Source organism: Chryseobacterium sp. ISL-6 (genome assembly GCF_018613715.1).
GTDB classification, from domain to species: Bacteria; Bacteroidota; Bacteroidia; order Flavobacteriales; family Weeksellaceae; genus Chryseobacterium; species Chryseobacterium paludis.
In genome coordinates this window covers 217,290-235,343 of record NZ_JAGGPT010000005.1, presented here as the reverse complement: position 1 = coordinate 235,343, position 18,054 = coordinate 217,290, and the positions used below count along the sequence as shown (strand labels likewise).

22 protein-coding genes and 1 pseudogene are annotated in these 18,054 nt (G+C 33.5%); 18 read left to right on the top strand and 5 right to left on the bottom strand.

The window, feature by feature from the left end:
* Window positions 1–12 precede the first annotated feature (12 nt).
* Both J7E44_RS08765 and J7E44_RS08760 read right to left on the bottom strand, forming a co-directional pair.
* Window positions 13–714 carry a LytR/AlgR family response regulator transcription factor gene (locus J7E44_RS08765; protein WP_214828067.1) on the bottom strand — a complete coding sequence of 234 codons (702 nt, stop codon included), beginning with the start codon at window positions 712–714 and terminating at the stop codon, window positions 13–15.
* Window positions 707–1,738, bottom strand: a complete 1,032-nt coding sequence (locus J7E44_RS08760) for a sensor histidine kinase (RefSeq protein WP_214828064.1) — start codon at window positions 1,736–1,738, stop codon at window positions 707–709. Before J7E44_RS08760 ends, J7E44_RS08765 begins: the two co-directional genes overlap by 8 nt.
* Before the next feature lie 229 nt (window positions 1,739–1,967).
* Here J7E44_RS08760 and J7E44_RS08755 point away from each other — a divergent pair, with 229 nt between their 5' ends.
* The 3 genes from J7E44_RS08755 (at window position 1,968) to J7E44_RS08745 (ending at window position 5,293) form a co-directional block, all read left to right on the top strand.
* Complete coding sequence (locus tag J7E44_RS08755) at window positions 1,968–2,657, top strand: DUF2490 domain-containing protein (protein WP_214828061.1); 690 nt, start codon at window positions 1,968–1,970, stop codon at window positions 2,655–2,657.
* A gap of 34 nt (window positions 2,658–2,691) precedes the next feature.
* Entirely contained in the window at window positions 2,692–3,978 is a 1,287-nt protein-coding gene (locus J7E44_RS08750) for a CitMHS family transporter (protein ID WP_214828058.1), read from the top strand.
* Between the two features lie 82 nt (window positions 3,979–4,060).
* Complete coding sequence (locus J7E44_RS08745) at window positions 4,061–5,293, top strand: cation:dicarboxylate symporter family transporter (protein WP_214828055.1); 1,233 nt, start codon at window positions 4,061–4,063, stop codon at window positions 5,291–5,293.
* On the opposite strand, the gene J7E44_RS24105 is transcribed toward J7E44_RS08745, so the two are convergent.
* Together J7E44_RS24105 and J7E44_RS08740 are read right to left on the bottom strand one after the other, a co-directional pair.
* Window positions 5,290–5,415: a hypothetical protein gene (locus J7E44_RS24105; RefSeq protein WP_285439738.1), complete on the bottom strand. Its 126-nt coding sequence runs from the start codon at window positions 5,413–5,415 to the stop codon at window positions 5,290–5,292. The genes J7E44_RS08745 and J7E44_RS24105 overlap by 4 nt on opposite strands.
* 98 nt (window positions 5,416–5,513) lie before the next feature.
* The gene (locus tag J7E44_RS08740; RefSeq protein WP_214828052.1) at window positions 5,514–6,698 is read right to left on the bottom strand and encodes a trypsin-like serine peptidase; all 1,185 of its coding nucleotides are present in this window, start codon (window positions 6,696–6,698) and stop codon (window positions 5,514–5,516) included.
* A gap of 279 nt (window positions 6,699–6,977) precedes the next feature.
* On the opposite strand from J7E44_RS08740, the gene J7E44_RS24100 reads away from it, so the two are divergent.
* The 14 genes and pseudogenes from J7E44_RS24100 to J7E44_RS08675 all read left to right on the top strand — a co-directional run bounded on the left by J7E44_RS24100 (window position 6,978) and on the right by J7E44_RS08675 (window position 17,080).
* Window positions 6,978–7,112, top strand: coding sequence for a hypothetical protein (locus J7E44_RS24100; protein ID WP_261509882.1), 135 nt, complete (start codon window positions 6,978–6,980; stop codon window positions 7,110–7,112).
* A gap of 191 nt (window positions 7,113–7,303) precedes the next feature.
* The gene (locus tag J7E44_RS08735; RefSeq protein ID WP_089027780.1) at window positions 7,304–7,582 is read left to right on the top strand and encodes a co-chaperone GroES; all 279 of its coding nucleotides are present in this window, start codon (window positions 7,304–7,306) and stop codon (window positions 7,580–7,582) included.
* A gap of 104 nt (window positions 7,583–7,686) precedes the next feature.
* Window positions 7,687–9,312, top strand: a complete 1,626-nt coding sequence (groL, locus tag J7E44_RS08730; protein ID WP_214828049.1) for a chaperonin GroEL — start codon at window positions 7,687–7,689, stop codon at window positions 9,310–9,312.
* Between the two features lie 90 nt (window positions 9,313–9,402).
* On the top strand, window positions 9,403–10,188 hold the full coding sequence (locus tag J7E44_RS08725) for a TIR domain-containing protein (protein ID WP_214828023.1): 786 nt from the start codon (window positions 9,403–9,405) through the stop codon (window positions 10,186–10,188).
* A gap of 27 nt (window positions 10,189–10,215) precedes the next feature.
* Window positions 10,216–10,863, top strand: a complete 648-nt coding sequence (locus tag J7E44_RS08720; RefSeq protein ID WP_214828020.1) for a hypothetical protein — start codon at window positions 10,216–10,218, stop codon at window positions 10,861–10,863.
* A 99-nt stretch (window positions 10,864–10,962) separates the two neighbouring features.
* Window positions 10,963–11,169: pseudogene (locus J7E44_RS08715) on the top strand (TCP-1/cpn60 chaperonin family protein); the annotation flags it as partial.
* Between the two features lie 191 nt (window positions 11,170–11,360).
* Window positions 11,361–12,236 carry a longin-like domain-containing protein gene (locus J7E44_RS08710; protein ID WP_214828016.1) on the top strand — a complete coding sequence of 292 codons (876 nt, stop codon included), beginning with the start codon at window positions 11,361–11,363 and terminating at the stop codon, window positions 12,234–12,236.
* Window positions 12,237–12,495: 259 nt separating this feature from the next.
* Complete coding sequence (locus J7E44_RS08705) at window positions 12,496–12,882, top strand: hypothetical protein (RefSeq protein WP_214828013.1); 387 nt, start codon at window positions 12,496–12,498, stop codon at window positions 12,880–12,882.
* A 157-nt stretch (window positions 12,883–13,039) separates the two neighbouring features.
* Window positions 13,040–13,447 carry a helix-turn-helix domain-containing protein gene (locus tag J7E44_RS08700; RefSeq protein WP_214828010.1) on the top strand — a complete coding sequence of 136 codons (408 nt, stop codon included), beginning with the start codon at window positions 13,040–13,042 and terminating at the stop codon, window positions 13,445–13,447.
* A 16-nt stretch (window positions 13,448–13,463) separates the two neighbouring features.
* Window positions 13,464–14,228, top strand: a complete 765-nt coding sequence (locus tag J7E44_RS08695) for a hypothetical protein (protein ID WP_214828007.1) — start codon at window positions 13,464–13,466, stop codon at window positions 14,226–14,228.
* Between the two features lie 18 nt (window positions 14,229–14,246).
* Complete coding sequence (locus J7E44_RS08690) at window positions 14,247–15,422, top strand: T9SS C-terminal target domain-containing protein (RefSeq protein WP_214828004.1); 1,176 nt, start codon at window positions 14,247–14,249, stop codon at window positions 15,420–15,422.
* Window positions 15,423–15,479: 57 nt separating this feature from the next.
* Window positions 15,480–16,145: a DUF4919 domain-containing protein gene (locus tag J7E44_RS08685; RefSeq protein ID WP_214828002.1), complete on the top strand. Its 666-nt coding sequence runs from the start codon at window positions 15,480–15,482 to the stop codon at window positions 16,143–16,145.
* A 44-nt stretch (window positions 16,146–16,189) separates the two neighbouring features.
* Entirely contained in the window at window positions 16,190–16,627 is a 438-nt protein-coding gene (arr, locus tag J7E44_RS08680; RefSeq protein WP_214827999.1) for an NAD(+)--rifampin ADP-ribosyltransferase, read from the top strand.
* Between the two features lie 75 nt (window positions 16,628–16,702).
* The gene (locus J7E44_RS08675; protein WP_214827996.1) at window positions 16,703–17,080 is read left to right on the top strand and encodes a VOC family protein; all 378 of its coding nucleotides are present in this window, start codon (window positions 16,703–16,705) and stop codon (window positions 17,078–17,080) included.
* Between the two features lie 23 nt (window positions 17,081–17,103).
* Here J7E44_RS08675 and J7E44_RS08670 read toward each other — a convergent pair whose 3' ends face one another.
* Window positions 17,104–17,547: a winged helix-turn-helix transcriptional regulator gene (locus J7E44_RS08670; RefSeq protein ID WP_214827993.1), complete on the bottom strand. Its 444-nt coding sequence runs from the start codon at window positions 17,545–17,547 to the stop codon at window positions 17,104–17,106.
* Window positions 17,548–17,600: 53 nt separating this feature from the next.
* On the opposite strand from J7E44_RS08670, the gene J7E44_RS08665 reads away from it, so the two are divergent.
* Entirely contained in the window at window positions 17,601–17,981 is a 381-nt protein-coding gene (locus J7E44_RS08665) for a nuclear transport factor 2 family protein (RefSeq protein ID WP_214827990.1), read from the top strand.
* The last annotated feature ends 73 nt before the right edge of the window (window positions 17,982–18,054 follow it).

The following is an 18,054-nucleotide window of genomic DNA, read 5'->3' as shown; positions in this document are numbered from 1 at the left end:
AGGCGGTTTTTTTTATTTACCTAAATGATCTTTTAATATGGCTTTGTATGTTCTCCCTAAAGGAACTTTATCTCCATCTTTCAAGTAAACATTTTTCACATCATAAGAATCGATATGAGAAGATAAAACAATGTAAGATTTGTGCACACGGATAAATCCAAAAGCCTGAAACTTCTCTTCAAAATTTGACATCCTGTCCAGGATCATGTACTTTTTTAAAGGGGTTACCAAAACAATATATTCTCCAAAACCTTCTACCCACAGAATATCCTTAAGAAAAACCTTATTCATGATATAATTGGATTTAAACATAATAAAATCTTCTTTTTCTGCTTGTTCAGAAGAGTTTTTAAACTTCATGAAATCCTTAGCTTTGTGTATCGCTTTTCTGAAAGTCTCAAAATCTACCGGCTTCACCAGGTAATGCACAACATCCAGTTCAAAAGCTTTTACAGCATGCTGAGTTTCTAATGTCATAAAAATACACAGGGGCTTATAAGGAAGTTGCTGTAACAATTCTACTCCATTTATTCCAGGCATATTGATATCCAGGATCACAAGGTCTACTCTATTTTTTATTAAATATTCCAATGCCATCTCAGGGTTCTGAAATGAACTTTGCAACTCTATCCCTTCTATCTGCGCACAGTATTGTTTGACAAGCTGCAACGCAGGATATTCGTCGTCTACATTTACTACAGATAGATTAGTCATTCAGATTAATTTTTAAAGTTGTCTTATAGGTATTATCTTCAAGTACTTCAGAGAAAAGGTTAAAATTTCCTGAGTAATGCTTTTCTAATATTTGTATAATCGCTTCATTTCCCAACCCATTATATCCTGTATCTTCAGAAGGCCTTTTAGTAGTAATAGAATTTATAATTTCAAAGAATATATCCCGCCCTTCAATAGCATACGAAACTTTTATAAAACGATCAGATTCCAAACCAATTCCTGAATGCTTCAACGCATTTTCAAAAAGTGTCAGAAATACAGATGGCGGAATTTCGATTACATCCAAAGTCTCTTCATTTTGAATATTAAAATCAATATTAAGTTGATTATCATACTTCAACTGATACAGCGTAGCCAAAGAATGTATCGAAGAAAACTCCTGAGCCAGGCTTATCTTTTCTTTTCCACTGTCATAAATGATATACTGTAAAAGTTTACTGAGCTGCAAAATAGAATCTGAAGTTTTTCCAGAAGAAACAAAACTGTTTGCATAAATATTATTCAGCGTGTTCAATAAAAAATGTGGATTCATCTTCGATTTTAAAAGATCCAGATAAAGCTGCTCCTTTTGTTCTCCCAGATCAACAACATCCTGCTCAATGATAAATTTATCTTTTGTAATCCCCAGAAATGAAGCAACAAGAATAATGATTCCCTGAGCCGTATACACATTATATAAAAATTTTGTATTGGAAAGAGTTTCATCAAAATTCATATTAAAAATCTCAGGTTCGAGCAAGATTCTGAAAAGACTCGACACCAAAAAGAGGATCAAAGCATACAGGATAAATTCCGGATACTTATTGGACAGATAAAAATAAGGAACTAAATAATAATACACCAGATAATAAATTCCAATATTGAAAATAGTTACAGAAAGTATACTCCAAATCAAATCAGGAGCATCGAGGAAGTAGTTTTCGGTAAAATAAGTAATCAAAATGAAGAGGCAAAAGAAGAAAACATGCTGTAACCTCAACAAAAACTTCCAACGGGAATCCATAAGGACCTTCAGAATTTTAGAACTGAATAAAATCCTGAAAACCAGCAGTATAATAACAATATTTATAATTAAAAACATTTCAAAAAACCTATTTCAAAAGTTTTCAAATATAGGATGTTTTTGATGGAAAATGCAGTTCGCTGATAAAATAGGTCATTGATTGAAAAATTGACAGCCCGGTACTTCTAATAAATATATTTGAGAAACAACAACATTAACCAAATATTATATGAAAATTAAGAGAAAATTAATTTTTATTTTTTTAATACTGCTCAACCATTTTTATGAGGCTCAAAGTAATGACACTTATAATATGTGGTTCCAATATATAATGACCGCAAAGGTATCGGACAAGAGTACGTTAACCGCTTTAACGCAGTATCGATCTTTTGACCTTGCTTATGACACTAGACTTTTCCTTGTTAATGCTTACCTGGATTATGAAGTGACAAAAGGAGTAAGGCCTGCTGCAGGAGGGATGTTTCTTATTTTAGATTCCTATCAGTCCAATGATCAGAAAAAAACGCGGTATGAAAAAAGAGCATTCCAACAGGTAACCCTGGATCACGATATTGGCAGAACATCCGTCTCCAGTAGATTTCGTGTAGAAGAAAGATTTATCAATAATCCCGATGAATTTGTACTTAGAGTGCGTTATCTGATCTCTATGAGAATTCCTTTCAATAAAAAAGGTGAAAAAGAGAAATTATATGGCATCCTGAAGAATGAAATAAGGATGAATATTAAGAAAGAAGACCCCTTCGATAGCAACCGTATTACTGCCGGACTCGGAATAAAAGCTGGAAGAAATTCAGCCATCGAATTGGCTTTTATCAATCAATTGTCACCAGGAAAAACAAGCAACTATGGATACATAGGTTTCAGAAACACTTTTGACTGGAGAAAGAAACAAAAATAACCGATACATTACTTATAAAATTTAATATACTGCTATGCTAACATTTCTTGGGTTTTTGATGATCCTCTTTTTCATGGTACTCATCATGAATAAAAAAATGACACCTCTTACTGCTTTGGTGATCGTGCCGGTAGTAGTTGCTCTCATTGCAGGATTCGGTCCTCAGCTTGGGGACATGATGAAAAATGGAGTCAAAGAAATAGCGCTTACCGGCGTCATGCTGATTTTTGCTATCCTCTATTTTAGCTTAATGATCGACACCGGATTATTTGAACCATTGGTTAATGTAATATTAAAAGCCGTTGGAGATAATCCTATTAAAACAACCATAGGAACAGCTATCCTCACCACATTGGTTTCGCTGGACGGAGATGGCTCTTCTACCTATATTATTGTAGTCGCTGCCATGCTTCCCCTTTACAAAAAACAGGGACTGAATCCACTTATTCTTACCTGTATCATTATGCTTGCTGGTGGTATTATGAATATTCTTCCCTGGGGTGGGCCCACTGCCAGAGTTATGAGCTCCCTGAAACTTGGACATACAGAAATTTTTGTCCCTATGATTCCCATTATGATTTTAGGAATCTGCTGGGTGCTATTTGTCGCTTACATTCTAGGTTTAAAGGAAAAAAAACGAATTGCAAAACATGGAAAATACACCAATTACAGTGGCAGTGATATTGTTGGGGAGGTAGACCCCAAACTTCTCCGTCCAAAGCTTATCTGGATCAACCTTGGACTTACGGTCGTTCTTTTAACGGTTATGATTTTAGATCTCGTTCCCCTTGGGATTGCATTTATGATTGCATTTTGTATCGCTTCTGTTATCAATTATCCAAAATTAAAGGACCAGCAGAAAATAATGTCCAAACATGCAGGAAATGCATTATCCGTGGCGGGGATGATCTTCGGAGCAGGAATTTTCACAGGAATTCTAAATGGTTCCGGTATTATGCAAGCTATGGGAAACAGTATGATAGAGATCGTTCCGAAAAGCTGGGGTGGTTCTTTAAATATTATTACAGCCGTATTCAGTGTTCCGTTAACCTTCTTTCTTACCAATGATGCTTATTATTTTGGAATACTGCCTATCATTGCAGCTACAGGTCATCAGCTTGGTATTCCATCGGATATATTAGGAAGAGCAAGCCTTGTAGGACAGGCTTCTCACCTTTTGAGTCCGCTGGTTCCTTCAACTTATTTACTGGTTTCACTTGCGGGTGTAGAATTTTCTGATCATTTAAAATACACACTCAAATGGGCTATCGGATCATCTATTGTTATGTTATTGGGAGCACTGCTTCTTGGAATTATATAGCTGAAATTAGTTTATAATTATTATATTTCAAACTTATAATTATAATCAGCCATCCTTTTACGCAGAGAATAATAATTTTGAAATGAACCTTTTCCATACAAAAAAAACATTCACCAGCAGATATTTAAAAAATCTTACGCTGTATGTCTTCGTAGCCATCATTGGTGGTGTACTTGCCGGACATTACATTCCAGAGATAAGTATTAAGCTTGGTGTTATCAGCAGATATTTTTTTATGGTTTTGGAAATGATCATACTGCCCATTATTTTTATGGCGATTATTTATGGGATCTGTCATTTATCAGATATCAAAAATGCAGGAAGTGTGGTCTGGTATACCGCTCTTTATTTTTTAATTATAAGTTCAATAGCCATTTTACTGGGATTTATTTTTGGTATTGCTGTGCAACCCGGTGCCAATACAGGAATTGAGCTAACTAAAATAAATACAACCCTCCCAAAGAATTTTGAAATCAATGACAGCTCTATAACGTCTGTTATCTATCTTAACAGACATGGTATCTTTCTTATTACCTCCATTATTATCGGAATCTATATGAATCTGTCGAAAGGAAGGGAAAAGTTTATAAAAATATTAGATCGGGGTCTTGATATTTTTTATACCATCATTAAATATTTATATTTCACGCTCCCTTTTATTATTTTTTGCAACATCGCTTATGGCATCGCTGTATATGGTATCAATACCCTTCTGCCACTTAGCAAAGTTGTGGCAACCGTATACCTCACAGATATTGTTTTTATTTTTGGGATTTTAGGACTTGTTTCCTATGTATTCAAATTTAATCTGTGGAAATTTCTTGTCAGTATCAAAGAGGAAATCATTCTTGTCGTTACTACATCTTCTTCGAAAACCGCATTCCCCATTATTTTTGAAAAAATGGAATCCCAGGGGTACAGCAGAAAGATTTTAAGATTTATTATTCCACTTGGGTATAATTTCAATCTTGCCGGAGCCTGTATCTATATTTCTGTAGCCTGTTGTTTTCTGATCCAGTTTTATCATATTTCTTTAAGCCTTAATGATTATTTATGGCTTTTTGTCATTATTTCCATTACCTCAAAAACAGCTTCGGGAGTTCCTGGATCTGGCTTTTTGGCCCTTATATTTACTTTGAATAGATTTGGAAAAATTCCGGTGACTGATTTAGCATTACTTTACAGTGTAGACCGTTTTATGAATGAAGCAAGATCGGTAACCAATTTCATTGGCATTGCTGTTTCAGGTGCTGTAATTTCAAAAATCAATCAGCCTTTGGAGAAAAATGAAGTGACAGAATTCAATAATAATTAATGCTCCTGAGAGGTCCATTTCTTTTTAGAGGTGCTAAAATAGTCCAAACTGAAAAGAAGAAATGCATACAGATATTTTCTTATGCTGGCTTTTTTTAAAACCTGTTTCTTTTTTTCATTCATTTAGAAATAATTTTCAACAGAAAAGTACAAAAAACGCCTTACAAAAAGTAAAGCGTTCTTTATATAGATCATTTATTGTTTTTTAAGGCCGCCTGTTACTAATTTCCCCAGTTATTTCTAGCCCACACAACCAGAGCCGGTAACATATCTCCTCCTGAAGCTACAGAATGAAGATTTGAACCGAAAAGTTCCCAATCTGTTTCATTACCATGATGAACTCCTATAGCATACATCTGTCCGTTAGAGAACCAACTGTACAATGGTGAACCCGATGCTCCACTTGCCTCATCAGCATAGGATTCTATCTGAGTGCTGTCTACTGTTCTTCCATCCGGTAATCTAACATCATCACCGTCGTCGTCATCCACAACACTGATACTGCTTTGGTAGGTTGGTCTATTTTCACCTTTATCATACGGATAACCTGTCATCGTCCATACATTCATGTCTTCCCAATCGCTGTTATAGCTTTTGGCTCCGAAGTACCCTGTCGTATCTCCAATATTATCGTATAATTTTACGACCATCATATCATTCCCAACATCACTTTGATAGGCTATATAACTTTCTCCGTAGGTGTAGAATGAGTTTCCATAAATTGATCTTCCATCGTAATAAGCAGGTATTACTTTTATCATCCATGATTTGTATGGCTGTTGCGGTCTCATATGTCCTGAAGTCATCAGAATTTTTCTACCGACCATAAATCCGGTTCCCCGCCCTTGATAGGACCAGGGTGATACGTCAGTTAGCTTAGTATAAACCTCTACTCTACAGACACAACATTCAGGATAGGTATTAGGATAAATATTCACTCTGTTATCGCTGCCAAAAATCGTGGTGTGGTTGGCACTTTTCGTAACGATTCTGTTTAGTCGGTTTCTCTTTGCAGATTTGGTATTTGCAAAAACTACTTTAGGGTGCAGTCCAAGGATATGCGTTTCCGGAACAAAAGCTTCAGCTTCGGTCACTTTTATTTTCTCAGACTTGATTTTAGTCTGAAGTTTTTCCATAGAAATAATTTCTTCCGTTTTACCTGGAATCCCCCAGTCAAATGGGGAGATCTGATCTAACTGACCTAATTCCTTATTCAGTTTTGATACCGAAAGCTTTGCTGAATCTTTTACCTTTTCAGTGAGCCTAAAACTTTTGGCAGCATCTGTAATAAAAAGATTTCTGTCCAATTCTTTAGTTGGACGTGGGTTCTCCTGTTCCAATAATAACTCCTTAGGAATTGGTGAGTCAGCTGGAACACCTTGAAAGATTTTTTTTAATTTTTCCATTTTTTTAATTTTATGATGGTTTGGTTTAACAAAGGTGAAGCAATGCAACAGCAAATACTCTAGTGGTATCCCTGCTTTTACATAGTACAATCCCCGCAATCGATCGCAGTATAATCCACAGGGTATCAATTTATTATATTTTATTTTTTTTCTATGTAAAGAGAAAATTACTTATATTAGAAGAACCAAAAAACAAATACTGTTTAACTCGCTAAACAGATAGTCAAAAGTCCCAATTGACTTTAAATGTTTGGGGTCATCAAAACAAAATATTTACTTATGAAAAATGCTAAATTACTAAGCAGAGACGCACAAAAATCCATTCAGGGAGGTGCCGCGAGACTTGTTTGTTGCGAACGCGACGATAACGGAAAATGTACTCTTTGGATCGGACCAGGGCAAAATTGTCCTTAATCAAAAGACCATTACAGTTAAATACAGGCCGGAATTTTTCCGGCTTTATTTTTTATTGTTCTGCCAAAATTTCACACCCGAAATAAAACTCTGCCATTTTTAACTGTCAATGATGAACAATGAACCCTGAACTTCATTTGGCACACATTTAGAGAATTTGAATGCAGAAATAATTAAAAAAAAGATATATTATGTCAGTAAACTTTAAACCACTAGCAGATAGAGTTTTGATCGAACCAATCGCTGCAGAAACTAAAACAGCTTCAGGTATTATTATTCCGGACACTGCAAAAGAAAAACCACAAGAAGGTACAGTAGTAGCAGTAGGTCCTGGTAAAAAAGATGAGCCTACAACTGTTAAAGCAGGTGACAAAGTTCTTTACGGAAAATATTCAGGTTCTGAATTAAAATTAGACGGGAAGGATTACTTAATTGTAAAGGAAGGAGATCTATTAGGAATTATTGGATAAGATTCCAGATTTCAGATTTCAGATTTTAAACTGAATAAAAAATTAATTTAAAAATAATGCTTGGCGTCTAATATCTGACGTCTAACATCTAATATCTAAATAAAATGGCAAAAGAAATTAAATTCGATATTGAATCAAGAGACGCTTTAAAGAGAGGGGTTGATGCATTAGCAAATGCGGTAAAAGTAACTTTAGGACCAAAAGGTAGAAACGTTGTGATTGAAAAATCTTTCGGTGCTCCACACGTAACTAAAGATGGTGTTTCTGTAGCAAAAGAAATCGAACTTGAGGACAGAGTAGAAAATATGGGAGCGCAAATGGTAAAAGAAGTAGCTTCCAAAACTAATGATATCGCAGGAGATGGTACAACTACCGCTACTGTTTTAGCACAGGCTATCGTAAGAGAAGGTCTTAAGAATGTAGCTGCTGGTGCTAACCCAATGGATCTGAAAAGAGGGATTGACAAAGCAGTAACAGCTGTTGTTGCAAGTTTAAAAGCTCAATCTAAAGAAGTTGGAGATTCTAAAGAAATGGTGAAGCAAGTTGCTTCTGTTTCTGCAAACAACGACGAAACAATCGGGTCTTTGATCGCTGAAGCTTTCGGAAAAGTAGGTAAAGAAGGGGTAATCACTGTAGAAGAAGCTAAAGGTATCGATACAACAGTAGATGTTGTAGAAGGTATGCAGTTTGACAGAGGATACCAATCTCCTTACTTCGTGACTAACCCTGAAAAAATGTTAGCTGAAGTAGAAAACCCTTACATCCTTTTAGTAGAGAAAAAGATCTCTTCAATGAAAGAATTGCTTCCAGTTCTTGAACCAATTGCACAAAGCGGAAAATCTTTATTAATTATCTCTGAAGAAGTGGAAGGTGAAGCTTTAGCTACTTTAGTCGTAAACAAATTAAGAGGTTCTCTTAAAATTGCTGCTGTAAAAGCTCCAGGATTTGGTGACAGAAGAAAAGCAATGCTAGAAGATATCGCGATCTTAACAGGTGGACAGGTTATTTCTGAAGAACAAGGTTTCACGATGGAGAACGTTTCTTTAGATATGCTTGGAACTGCTGAGAAAGTAACAATCGATAAAGACAATACAACGATCGTAAACGGTGGTGGTGAAGAAAGCAAGATCAAAGGTAGAGTAAACCAGATCAAAGCTCAGATGGAAACAACTACTTCTGATTACGACAGAGAAAAACTACAGGAGAGATTAGCTAAATTAGCTGGTGGTGTTGCCGTACTTTACGTAGGTGCAGCTTCTGAAGTTGAAATGAAAGAGAAAAAAGACAGAGTAGATGATGCACTTCACGCTACAAGAGCAGCTGTTGAAGAAGGAATCGTTGCAGGGGGTGGTGTTGCTTTAGTAAGAGCAATCACTGCTTTAGAAAACCTTACAGGAATTAACTCTGACGAAACGACAGGGATCAAAATCGTAAAAAGAGCGATCGAAGAACCATTAAGACAAATCGTTGCTAACGCAGGAGGTGAAGGTTCTGTAATCGTTGCTAAAGTTGCGGAAGGTACTGGAGACTTCGGATACAACGCTAAAACTGACGAGTATGTAAACATGCTTGAAGCAGGAATCATCGACCCTACGAAAGTAACAAGAGTTGCTCTTGAAAATGCAGCTTCTGTATCTGGAATGCTTCTTACAACTGAGTGTGTAATCACTGAGATTAAGAGCGCAGAACCTGCTATGCCAATGGGAGGTGGAATGCCAGGAATGATGTAACAGCGCAAGCTATCGATATATATTGAAACCGCTCTGTTTTTGCAGAGCGGTTTTTTAATCAAAAACTTTAATTATATTTAAAAACAAAAAATGATAATCAAAGAACTACAAATATTAACGGAAGCATTGTGGGAATCTGTAAAAAATGATTTAGATTTTTTTTCATCAATAAGTTCCTTTGTTAAAAAAATGGCAGAATTTAATTATTCTGATTTAACAAAAAATGATTTACTTGAAATAAGCATATATATAAACAATATTGAAAATTTCTTTTCAAAATATAGAAGCTCAGGAGGCTCAAGTTCACTATATATTCCGCCACAACAAACTTCCACTAATGATTCAACAGTTAAAAGAATTGGAATAATTGTAAAAAGTTTAGATCAAATGAGCGAACAAGAATTAGAAGTCCAAATAAATGACCTAAAGCCAAAGAAAGTAACCGAAAAAAGTAAAAAGAGAAAAAAAGTTTTCATTGGGCATGGAAGAAGTAAGCTTTGGGCACGCGTTCAGTTATTTTTAAAAGATGATTTAAATATTGAGTCTTTTACTTTCGAGTCTGAAAATCAAACAAGCAATTCAATTATTCAAATTTTAGAGGACTTTTTAGAGAATTCTAGTTTTGCAATTTTAATACTAACTGCTGAAGATGAAACTTTAGAAGGTAAATTAAGAGCAAGACAAAATGTAATTCATGAATGCGGCCTATTTCAGGGAAGATTAGGGTTTGAGAATGTTGTTTTACTAAAACAAACGGAAACAGAAGACCTGTCAAATCTTGCAGGGCTACAATACATACCATTTAATGGAGAAAATATTGAGCAAACTTTTTATGAGCTGCAGAGAAAGTTAAAGAAAAGTGGCTTAATTTCTTAATATAAAAAACAATCAAATTAAAACATTATGGATATAGCTATTTTTATCATTCAAGTATTAATTTTTGCAGCCATTATTATTGCATACTTTTTCATAAAAAATTTATTGCCAAGTTATTTTTCGGAAAAAGGGAAAAACTTAGCTACTAAAGAAGATATAGAAGATATTACAAAAAAAATAAAAACAGTTGAGTCAAAAATTAATGTTAGAACAAACGGAGAAATTGATTATCAATCATTAAAACGAAAAATTGTTTTAGAATATTTTGCCACTTATAACAGTTGGGAAAGATTAATCACAGATGGTAATGCAAATACAGAAATTAATTCTGAGACTAAAAATAACATTCTACTTCAAAAAATAAAAGATTCAAAATTACAATATAATTTGAAAGAAGGTGAAATTGAACTCTTTATCGAGGATGAAGAGTTTTACAAATTAAGAACAGAGGTTACAATTAAATTATTAAGACTTCAACAAGAATTTGAAATGCACTGTAGTCAATTAAATGTTATTATAAAGATAGAAACAGATCCCCAAGCAAGACATGATAAAATTATGGAACAAACACGTAAATATAACAATATTCTTATCAGTAAAATGAAAGATATAATACCACATAGAAATAATCTAATAAAATACTTGGAAAAAATATTGAAAGAATCATTTAGCTAATTTTAATCCCTACAATTATACACCAGCTGTGCAAAGTCTCCTGACTTTGAGTGAGTAAAATAAAAAACTTCCCTTTTAAAATGTGCTCCAAAGCCTTGAGACTTCGGATACAATGCTAAAACTGACGAGTATGTAAACATGCTTGAAGCAGGAATTATCGACCCTACGAAAGTAATAAGAGTTGCTCTTGAAAATGCAGCTTCTGTATCTGGAATGCTTCTTACCACTGAATGTATAATTAAGAGTGTTAACCTACTATGCCAATTGGAGTTGGAATACAGGAATGATTTAACAGTTTGTCACTGAGGCAACTTAATATATAAACCGCTTTGCTTATGTAGAACGGTTTATATTTTGTGATAAAAAAAACGGATAAAGTTGTTAATGTCCTTGATTTGTCTCAATAAAAGTATACTATCTTGAATAATAAGTATCTCAATAATATATAGTAATTTTAACTTTTTACATAAATTATAAAAAATAATAAACATTATAAAGTGACAAATATTATAATTGACTCAAATATTATTGTAAGATATCCACAAATTCTAGGGTTAAGGATTCCAAATATTAATTTCATTATACCGCTTGAGGTCATATCAGAATTAAACATAAGGTCTGAAAAAAGAGGAGCTGCTTATGATGTTAGATTGGATTTAATTGAGAAAGCAATCAAAGAAGGAACAATTTCAATAATAAATTCCGATGGACCTACTTTGGCAAAGTATAATAGATTATTATATAATAATCGACTAAGTAGTGTAGATATCGCATTACTAGCAGGTGCTATAGAATTTAAAAATAAAAATCAGCAAGTAAAGATTGCTACACTAGATAAGATTGTAATAGATATAGCGGAACAATATGATATTCAAGTATTATCCAAAAATGAAATTTTGAATTTTTTATCAGAGTTTAATGATGATGGCTTAAAAAAAGAATCCATAGAACACCTAATATTAAATTATGAAAATACGGAGACTAAAACTTTTTTAAAAGGACTTTCCATAGGAATAATTACATGCTTAATTGGAATAATTCTCTATAATAACATTGAATTAATAATTTCAAAAATAAATATTTGGGGTACTATAATTATGATATTGTTAGTTGGCATTTGTTTATTTATATTTCGCGAAAAACAAAGATTGAGCTATGGTTTCTTTGAGTTTTTTGTAGGAGTAGGCGCAATAATTATTCTTTTTATACCAAACAATTTCAATTACCAAAAGTTACAGTTTACATTAGATTTTAATTTGAAATTATTAGGTGGACTTTATATTATGGTAAGGGGTCAAGATAATATAATTAAAGCTATAAAAGACACTAAAATTGGAATTATAATAAAAGATAAATTTGGAATAGGTATATAAGACTAAAATTCCATGCTAATTAATTTAAAGTTTCTTGTATTTTATTGTATCGTGTGACTTTGGCTTTAGATTATATTATTAGAATGTTTAATTTATAATACTACAACCACACGAAAGGATTCGTGCGGTAGCGGGTGTTCCGTAGTTCGCAACCTCCTCGCTACCGCACGATTGTATCGTTTGGCTTTTGCTTTTAAATTAAATTATTAAAATGTTTAATTTATCATATAAAAAGCACACGAAAGTAAATTGACAAAGAATGAAAAATAAGTTGAGAAAAATAACTATTGAAGATGTAGTGTACTTGTATTCTGTTACAGACAAATATCATTTAGGAACTGAAACCAATACGCTGACGGTAAAAGTATTCTTAGACAGACAAAAACAGACACCATTAATAATAGAATTTCTAACAGTTGACCACTACTATATGGGACAGATTTTAAAATCAGGCGTAAAATTGACAAACATACTAAAGAGTACAGATGACCTTGTAAATATGAACGAACCAAAATATATTAGAGAATTGATTTTGCAGGGACGAAAAAATGGTTGGACAGGAACAAACAAAATCGAAAAGCAAAATGGATTGAACTATTTGACGGAATTAGGCTACGAAACAGACATTTTGTTGCCGAATAATTAGAGCTAAATGGACAACGCATTTGATATATAACCGCTCTATTTCTAAAGCTGTTTTATTTTTTCAACATACAAATCCCAAACCCACATAATTTACCCCCACTCCCCCATTTTTTATCCTCCAACTTTTACCTATATTTGTTTATATAACATACACAAATATGCAAAACAAAAAAATACACCAAGGCAGAAATATCAAGCGTTTTCGTGAGATGTTGGGCATTAAGCAGGATGCTTTGGCCTTTGATCTTGGTGAAGATTGGAACCAAAAGAAGATTTCACTTTTAGAGCAGAAAGAAACAATAGAAGAGGATATTTTAGAAAAGATTTCCAGCATTCTTAAAATTCCCGTGGAAGCAATTGAAAATATGGATGAAGAACAGGCGGTGAATATTATTGCTAACACATTTGATAATGGTGCTATACTTAATGGCATTAATTACAATCCTTCATTCCATCCTTTAGATAAGGTTTTGCAGCTACACGAAGAAAAAATTGCCCTATACGAAAGAATGCTGAAAGAAAAAGATGAGATGATGGCAGAGTTGAAAAAACTAATGGAAAAATAGTACAATTTCTCTTACAATGATGAAGTTCAAATTTTTATTTCTGTTTATATTAATATCTATAAAATTTTTAGCAACCGGCCAGCAAACTAATTTTATCACAATACAAGGGAAAAATTATAAACTACTGAATGATCCTTTAGAAAGTTATTTTGAGAAACATCCAGAAGACCACCCTGTTTATGGAGAAAAGTTTGTACGAAAAAATGAAAATGGAGATGAAACATTTTCAATGACTACCGCAAACCATCGTGGGTATATTGCTTATTTTGAAATAATAGATAATGAATTATTTCTGGTTGATCTTACAATAACGGACCCTGACAGTGATTCAGACATACAAATTTCAATGTTCAACAAAATTTTCCCCAATAAAAAAACTAAATTGAACTATTCAGGAATTCTTACCGTCCCGAATGGAGATTTTATTGATTCTGATAATTTTGGTTTTTCAAGCTACTATTCAAGTTATCTCATTCTTACTTTACGCAATGATATCTTAACTAAAAGCAAAGAGTTACAAAACGAGGATTACATAAAGTTTAAAATAAAGCAGTTCAAAGAATTTCAAAAAACTAAAGAATATAGAATTGCATATAAAAACTATCTCAAAAGTAACAAAGAGGACAAAGAATGGGATCTATCCTATGAAAACACCAAAGAATTATCAAAAGAAGAAATTAAAGAGATAAAGAAACAATATTCAAAGAAACCGACAAAAGATCAAATTGACAATTTTTTATTTATGATGTCGAATCTGGAAAAGGTGTATGTTGATTATTAACAGTAATTTTATGAAAATATGAAAACAAAATTATTGCTCCTTTCATTTTTTGGTTCAGTGTTAGCCAATGCACAAACGCTTAATTTTAAAAATCTCACGAATATGTCTGTAGGCAGAGGTGCCACAACCAGTGTAATCGTGAATGATAATATATATGTAAGCAACGGGTATCAGGAAAAAGCAAGTGATGCAAAGTATGTTGAGAAATACAATATTACTGATAACAGTTGGAGTGTTCTCAATTCTACTCTACTTCCCAAAAGATTTGCTAATTCGGAGACTTACAATAATAAAATTTATATTTTTAATGGTTGGGGAAACAGCCATCTTGAAATTTTAGACCTTGCCACCAATACCATAACGAAGGGGGCTGTTAACCGTTCCTATACAGGAAATGCAGGTTCTGCAATCTATAATGGCAAAATATATGTGTTCGGTGGCAGCGGACTCAATGGAGCTGCAAAGACTGTATTTTCTAATAAATTCCAGTATTATGATATTGCTTCAAATACCTGGAATCCATTACCCAATATGCCCACAGCGAGAGAAGCAAAGGGCAAAATTGTTAATGATAAGCTTTATGTAATTGGTGGTTTTAATGGCACACCGTCTCGTCTGATCAATGTTTACGACCTCAACACTAATCTTTGGGTCGATCAATATACGATGCCTGCTGCTATATCCGGACACTCTTTAGCGGTATCCGGTGATAAGATTTTTATTGTAGGCGGTTTTAATAATCAATCTTTTCTGGCCTATTTTGATACTACAACTAATAAATTACATCAGCTATCATCCAATATGATTCCCAGAAGACACGCTGTAGCGGAAGTATATAACAATAAATTATACATCATCGGTGGAAGTACAACGTCTCTAACCAGCTCAGCTATTAAAAGCATACAAGTAGCAGATATTAGTGAAAGTGCACTCTCAGCAAATGCAGCCAATGAAGATCAAGTATCTAAAACAAAAGCCTACGTCAATGCCTATAGAGACGGTTTTGTAATCAGTAATAAAAATAATAGCAATCAATTTGAATACACCATTTTCTCAATGGATGGAAAACAAATCACCAAAGGTTTTACCTACTATAATAAAAATATAGATTTATCAAAAGTACGGAAGGGAACTTATATTTTTCGTTTTAAAAATGAAAAAGGAATTTTAGAAAGCATTAAAATTGTGAGATAATAAACCTACAGCTTCGCAAAATTTCCCACCTTTGTATAATTCAATAATGAAACAATAATGAAGCGAACAGTATATACTTTTTTCTTAAGTTTTTTATTTACTTATTCATTTGCACAGATTGATGTGAATCTGATCAAAAAAAATGCAACTGAAAATCCAAAAGATAATTATTATCCGTTATTGGAAAAATTCAAAGTTAATCCCAATGATCTGTCCCAGGAAGAGCTAAATCAGCTCTATTACGGAAGTAAATTCATTAAAAACGAATATAGCATAGGTGATTATAACAGTGATTATGAAAAAATATGGAAGAAGACTCAAAATAAATTATCAAAAATGAAGGCCGATAAAATAATCATTGAAGCCGAACCGAAATATATAAAAAACCCTTTGAATAAATTTGTTTTAGAGGGAATGCTTTATCTATACACTGCAAGTGAGGATGAGAAAAAATTAAAAATTGTTAAGGAGCAATCGGATTTAATTAAAACCACTATTGAAAAAAGCGGAGATGGAAAATCGGAACAAACTCCCATTTGTGTTATAAATCCTGGTGATGTGCATGCTCAACTTGGCAAATTCCGTTTTATAGACCGAACTAAATTCGAACAAAAAACCAAGCAACTTAAAGATGGAAGTATTTTAAGTATATATAAAATGGGAGATGAAGTTTATTATGTAAAACTTGTTGGTGGATATTACTTTTCCAGCGACCGACTTTGAGCCATAAAATAAATTAATCAACCAATAGCTTATATATTAACACAATGGAAAATAACAAAAATGAACCGCTTACTAGTGATGTTTTAGACAATGGACCATTTTATCATGGAACGAAGGCAGATCTACAGATCGGAGATTTGCTGACTGCCGGATTCGGATCCAATTATTATCCTGAAATAATCATGAACCACATCTATTTTACCGCTTTAAGAAATGGCGCCGGACTTGCTGCTGCTTTGGCACAGGGTGATGGTCAGGAGCGCATATACATTGTAGAACCTACAGGAGCTTTTGAAAATGATCCTAATGTAACAGACAAAAAATTCCCTGGAAATCCTACCCGATCTTATCGCAGTAAAGAACCTTTAAAAATTGTAGGCGAATTGACAGACTGGATCAAACTGACAGATGAAGAGCTCCAAAGATGGCGGGAAAATATCGTGAAGATACGAGAGAACCCTAATGCTGAAATTATAAATTAACTCATTAAAATACGATAGCCATTCTGCCTCTTCAGAATGGTTTTTTGTTATATTTACGTTCATTAAAAAGAATCAATGAAGGCAACATTGGGCACGATAATATTGTATGTTAGAAACGTTGAATTACTTAAAAACTTTTATGTTGACAACTTTAACCTGAAAGTGACTGAAGAAGATCCTACCTGGGTTCTCCTTAATGCGGGAGCAATCAATATTGGTCTCCATACAATTGGAGAGCAATTTCTTAAAGAAATAGGTGAAGATTACAAGTTCGACAACAACACCAAATTAGTTTTTGAAATAGATCTTGACATAGAATCGGCAAGGAGCGAATTTATATCAAAAAATATTCTCATGCGGGAAATCAAAACATTTGAGAATTATGATTTCTGGTTATGTGATGGAACAGATCCTGAAGGAAATGTCTTTCAGCTAAAGAGTAGAAAACAATAATAAAGGTTTATTCTATTCTGGAACTATTTGACCTTCGCCTTTAATACCTTGGTCAACTCCTGAATAGCTCCGGCTTTGTCTTTTTTGATTTTTTTCCCCAATTCTTTCCGTGGACAATTAGCATTGTACTTTGCCCCCCAATCCATTATCTCAATGACAATAGGCAGCAGATCAACTCCCTTCTTTGTTAAGCTATATATAAATTTTGACTTGTTAAGTGGTGATACTTCTTTAAGCAAAATTTTCTCCGACTCCAGAATCCCCAGCCTGTTAACAAGTATATTGGATGCAATCCGCTCTTCTGAATTTAAAAATTCACTGTAAGACATTTTACCTCTCAGCATAATATCTCTAATTATTAAAAGTGACCATTTATCTCCGAAAACATCAAGAGAACAACTAATTGGGCAATCCGACCTATGTTTATCCATAAAAAATATCTTATTGCATAATGCAATAACTTTCATATATTTGTACTTGCATAATGCAACAACAAATATAACCACAAAATTTTAATAAAATGGAAAATCAAGCAACAACAAGACAACTTCTTGAAATTTACTACAAAGGTTTTGCTGAAAAAGCAAACTGGGAAAGCACGATAGCCGATGACTTTGAATATATTGGCGGTGATATGAACAACACAACCCCTATCGTTGGAAAGCAAGCCTATATTGAAATCATAAAGCGATTTTCTCAGCGCTTTGAAGCAATGAGCGTAAAGGAAATGATAATTGAGGGGGATAAAGCAAGTGTTATTGGTAACTATGACTTTCAGTTCCCAAATGGTTTTAAAATTAATGGGAATGTCTCAGAAAATTGGACCGTAAAAAAAGGCAAACTGCAATCTTTAACCCTTTATTTTGACACCCTGACTTTTATGGCCAATCTGAAACCATAACTTTCGATTATTGAGTGGAATAAGCCTGGTATAATTTTTTCAATTAAAGAGCGGAAAAAGCTAATATTGCCTA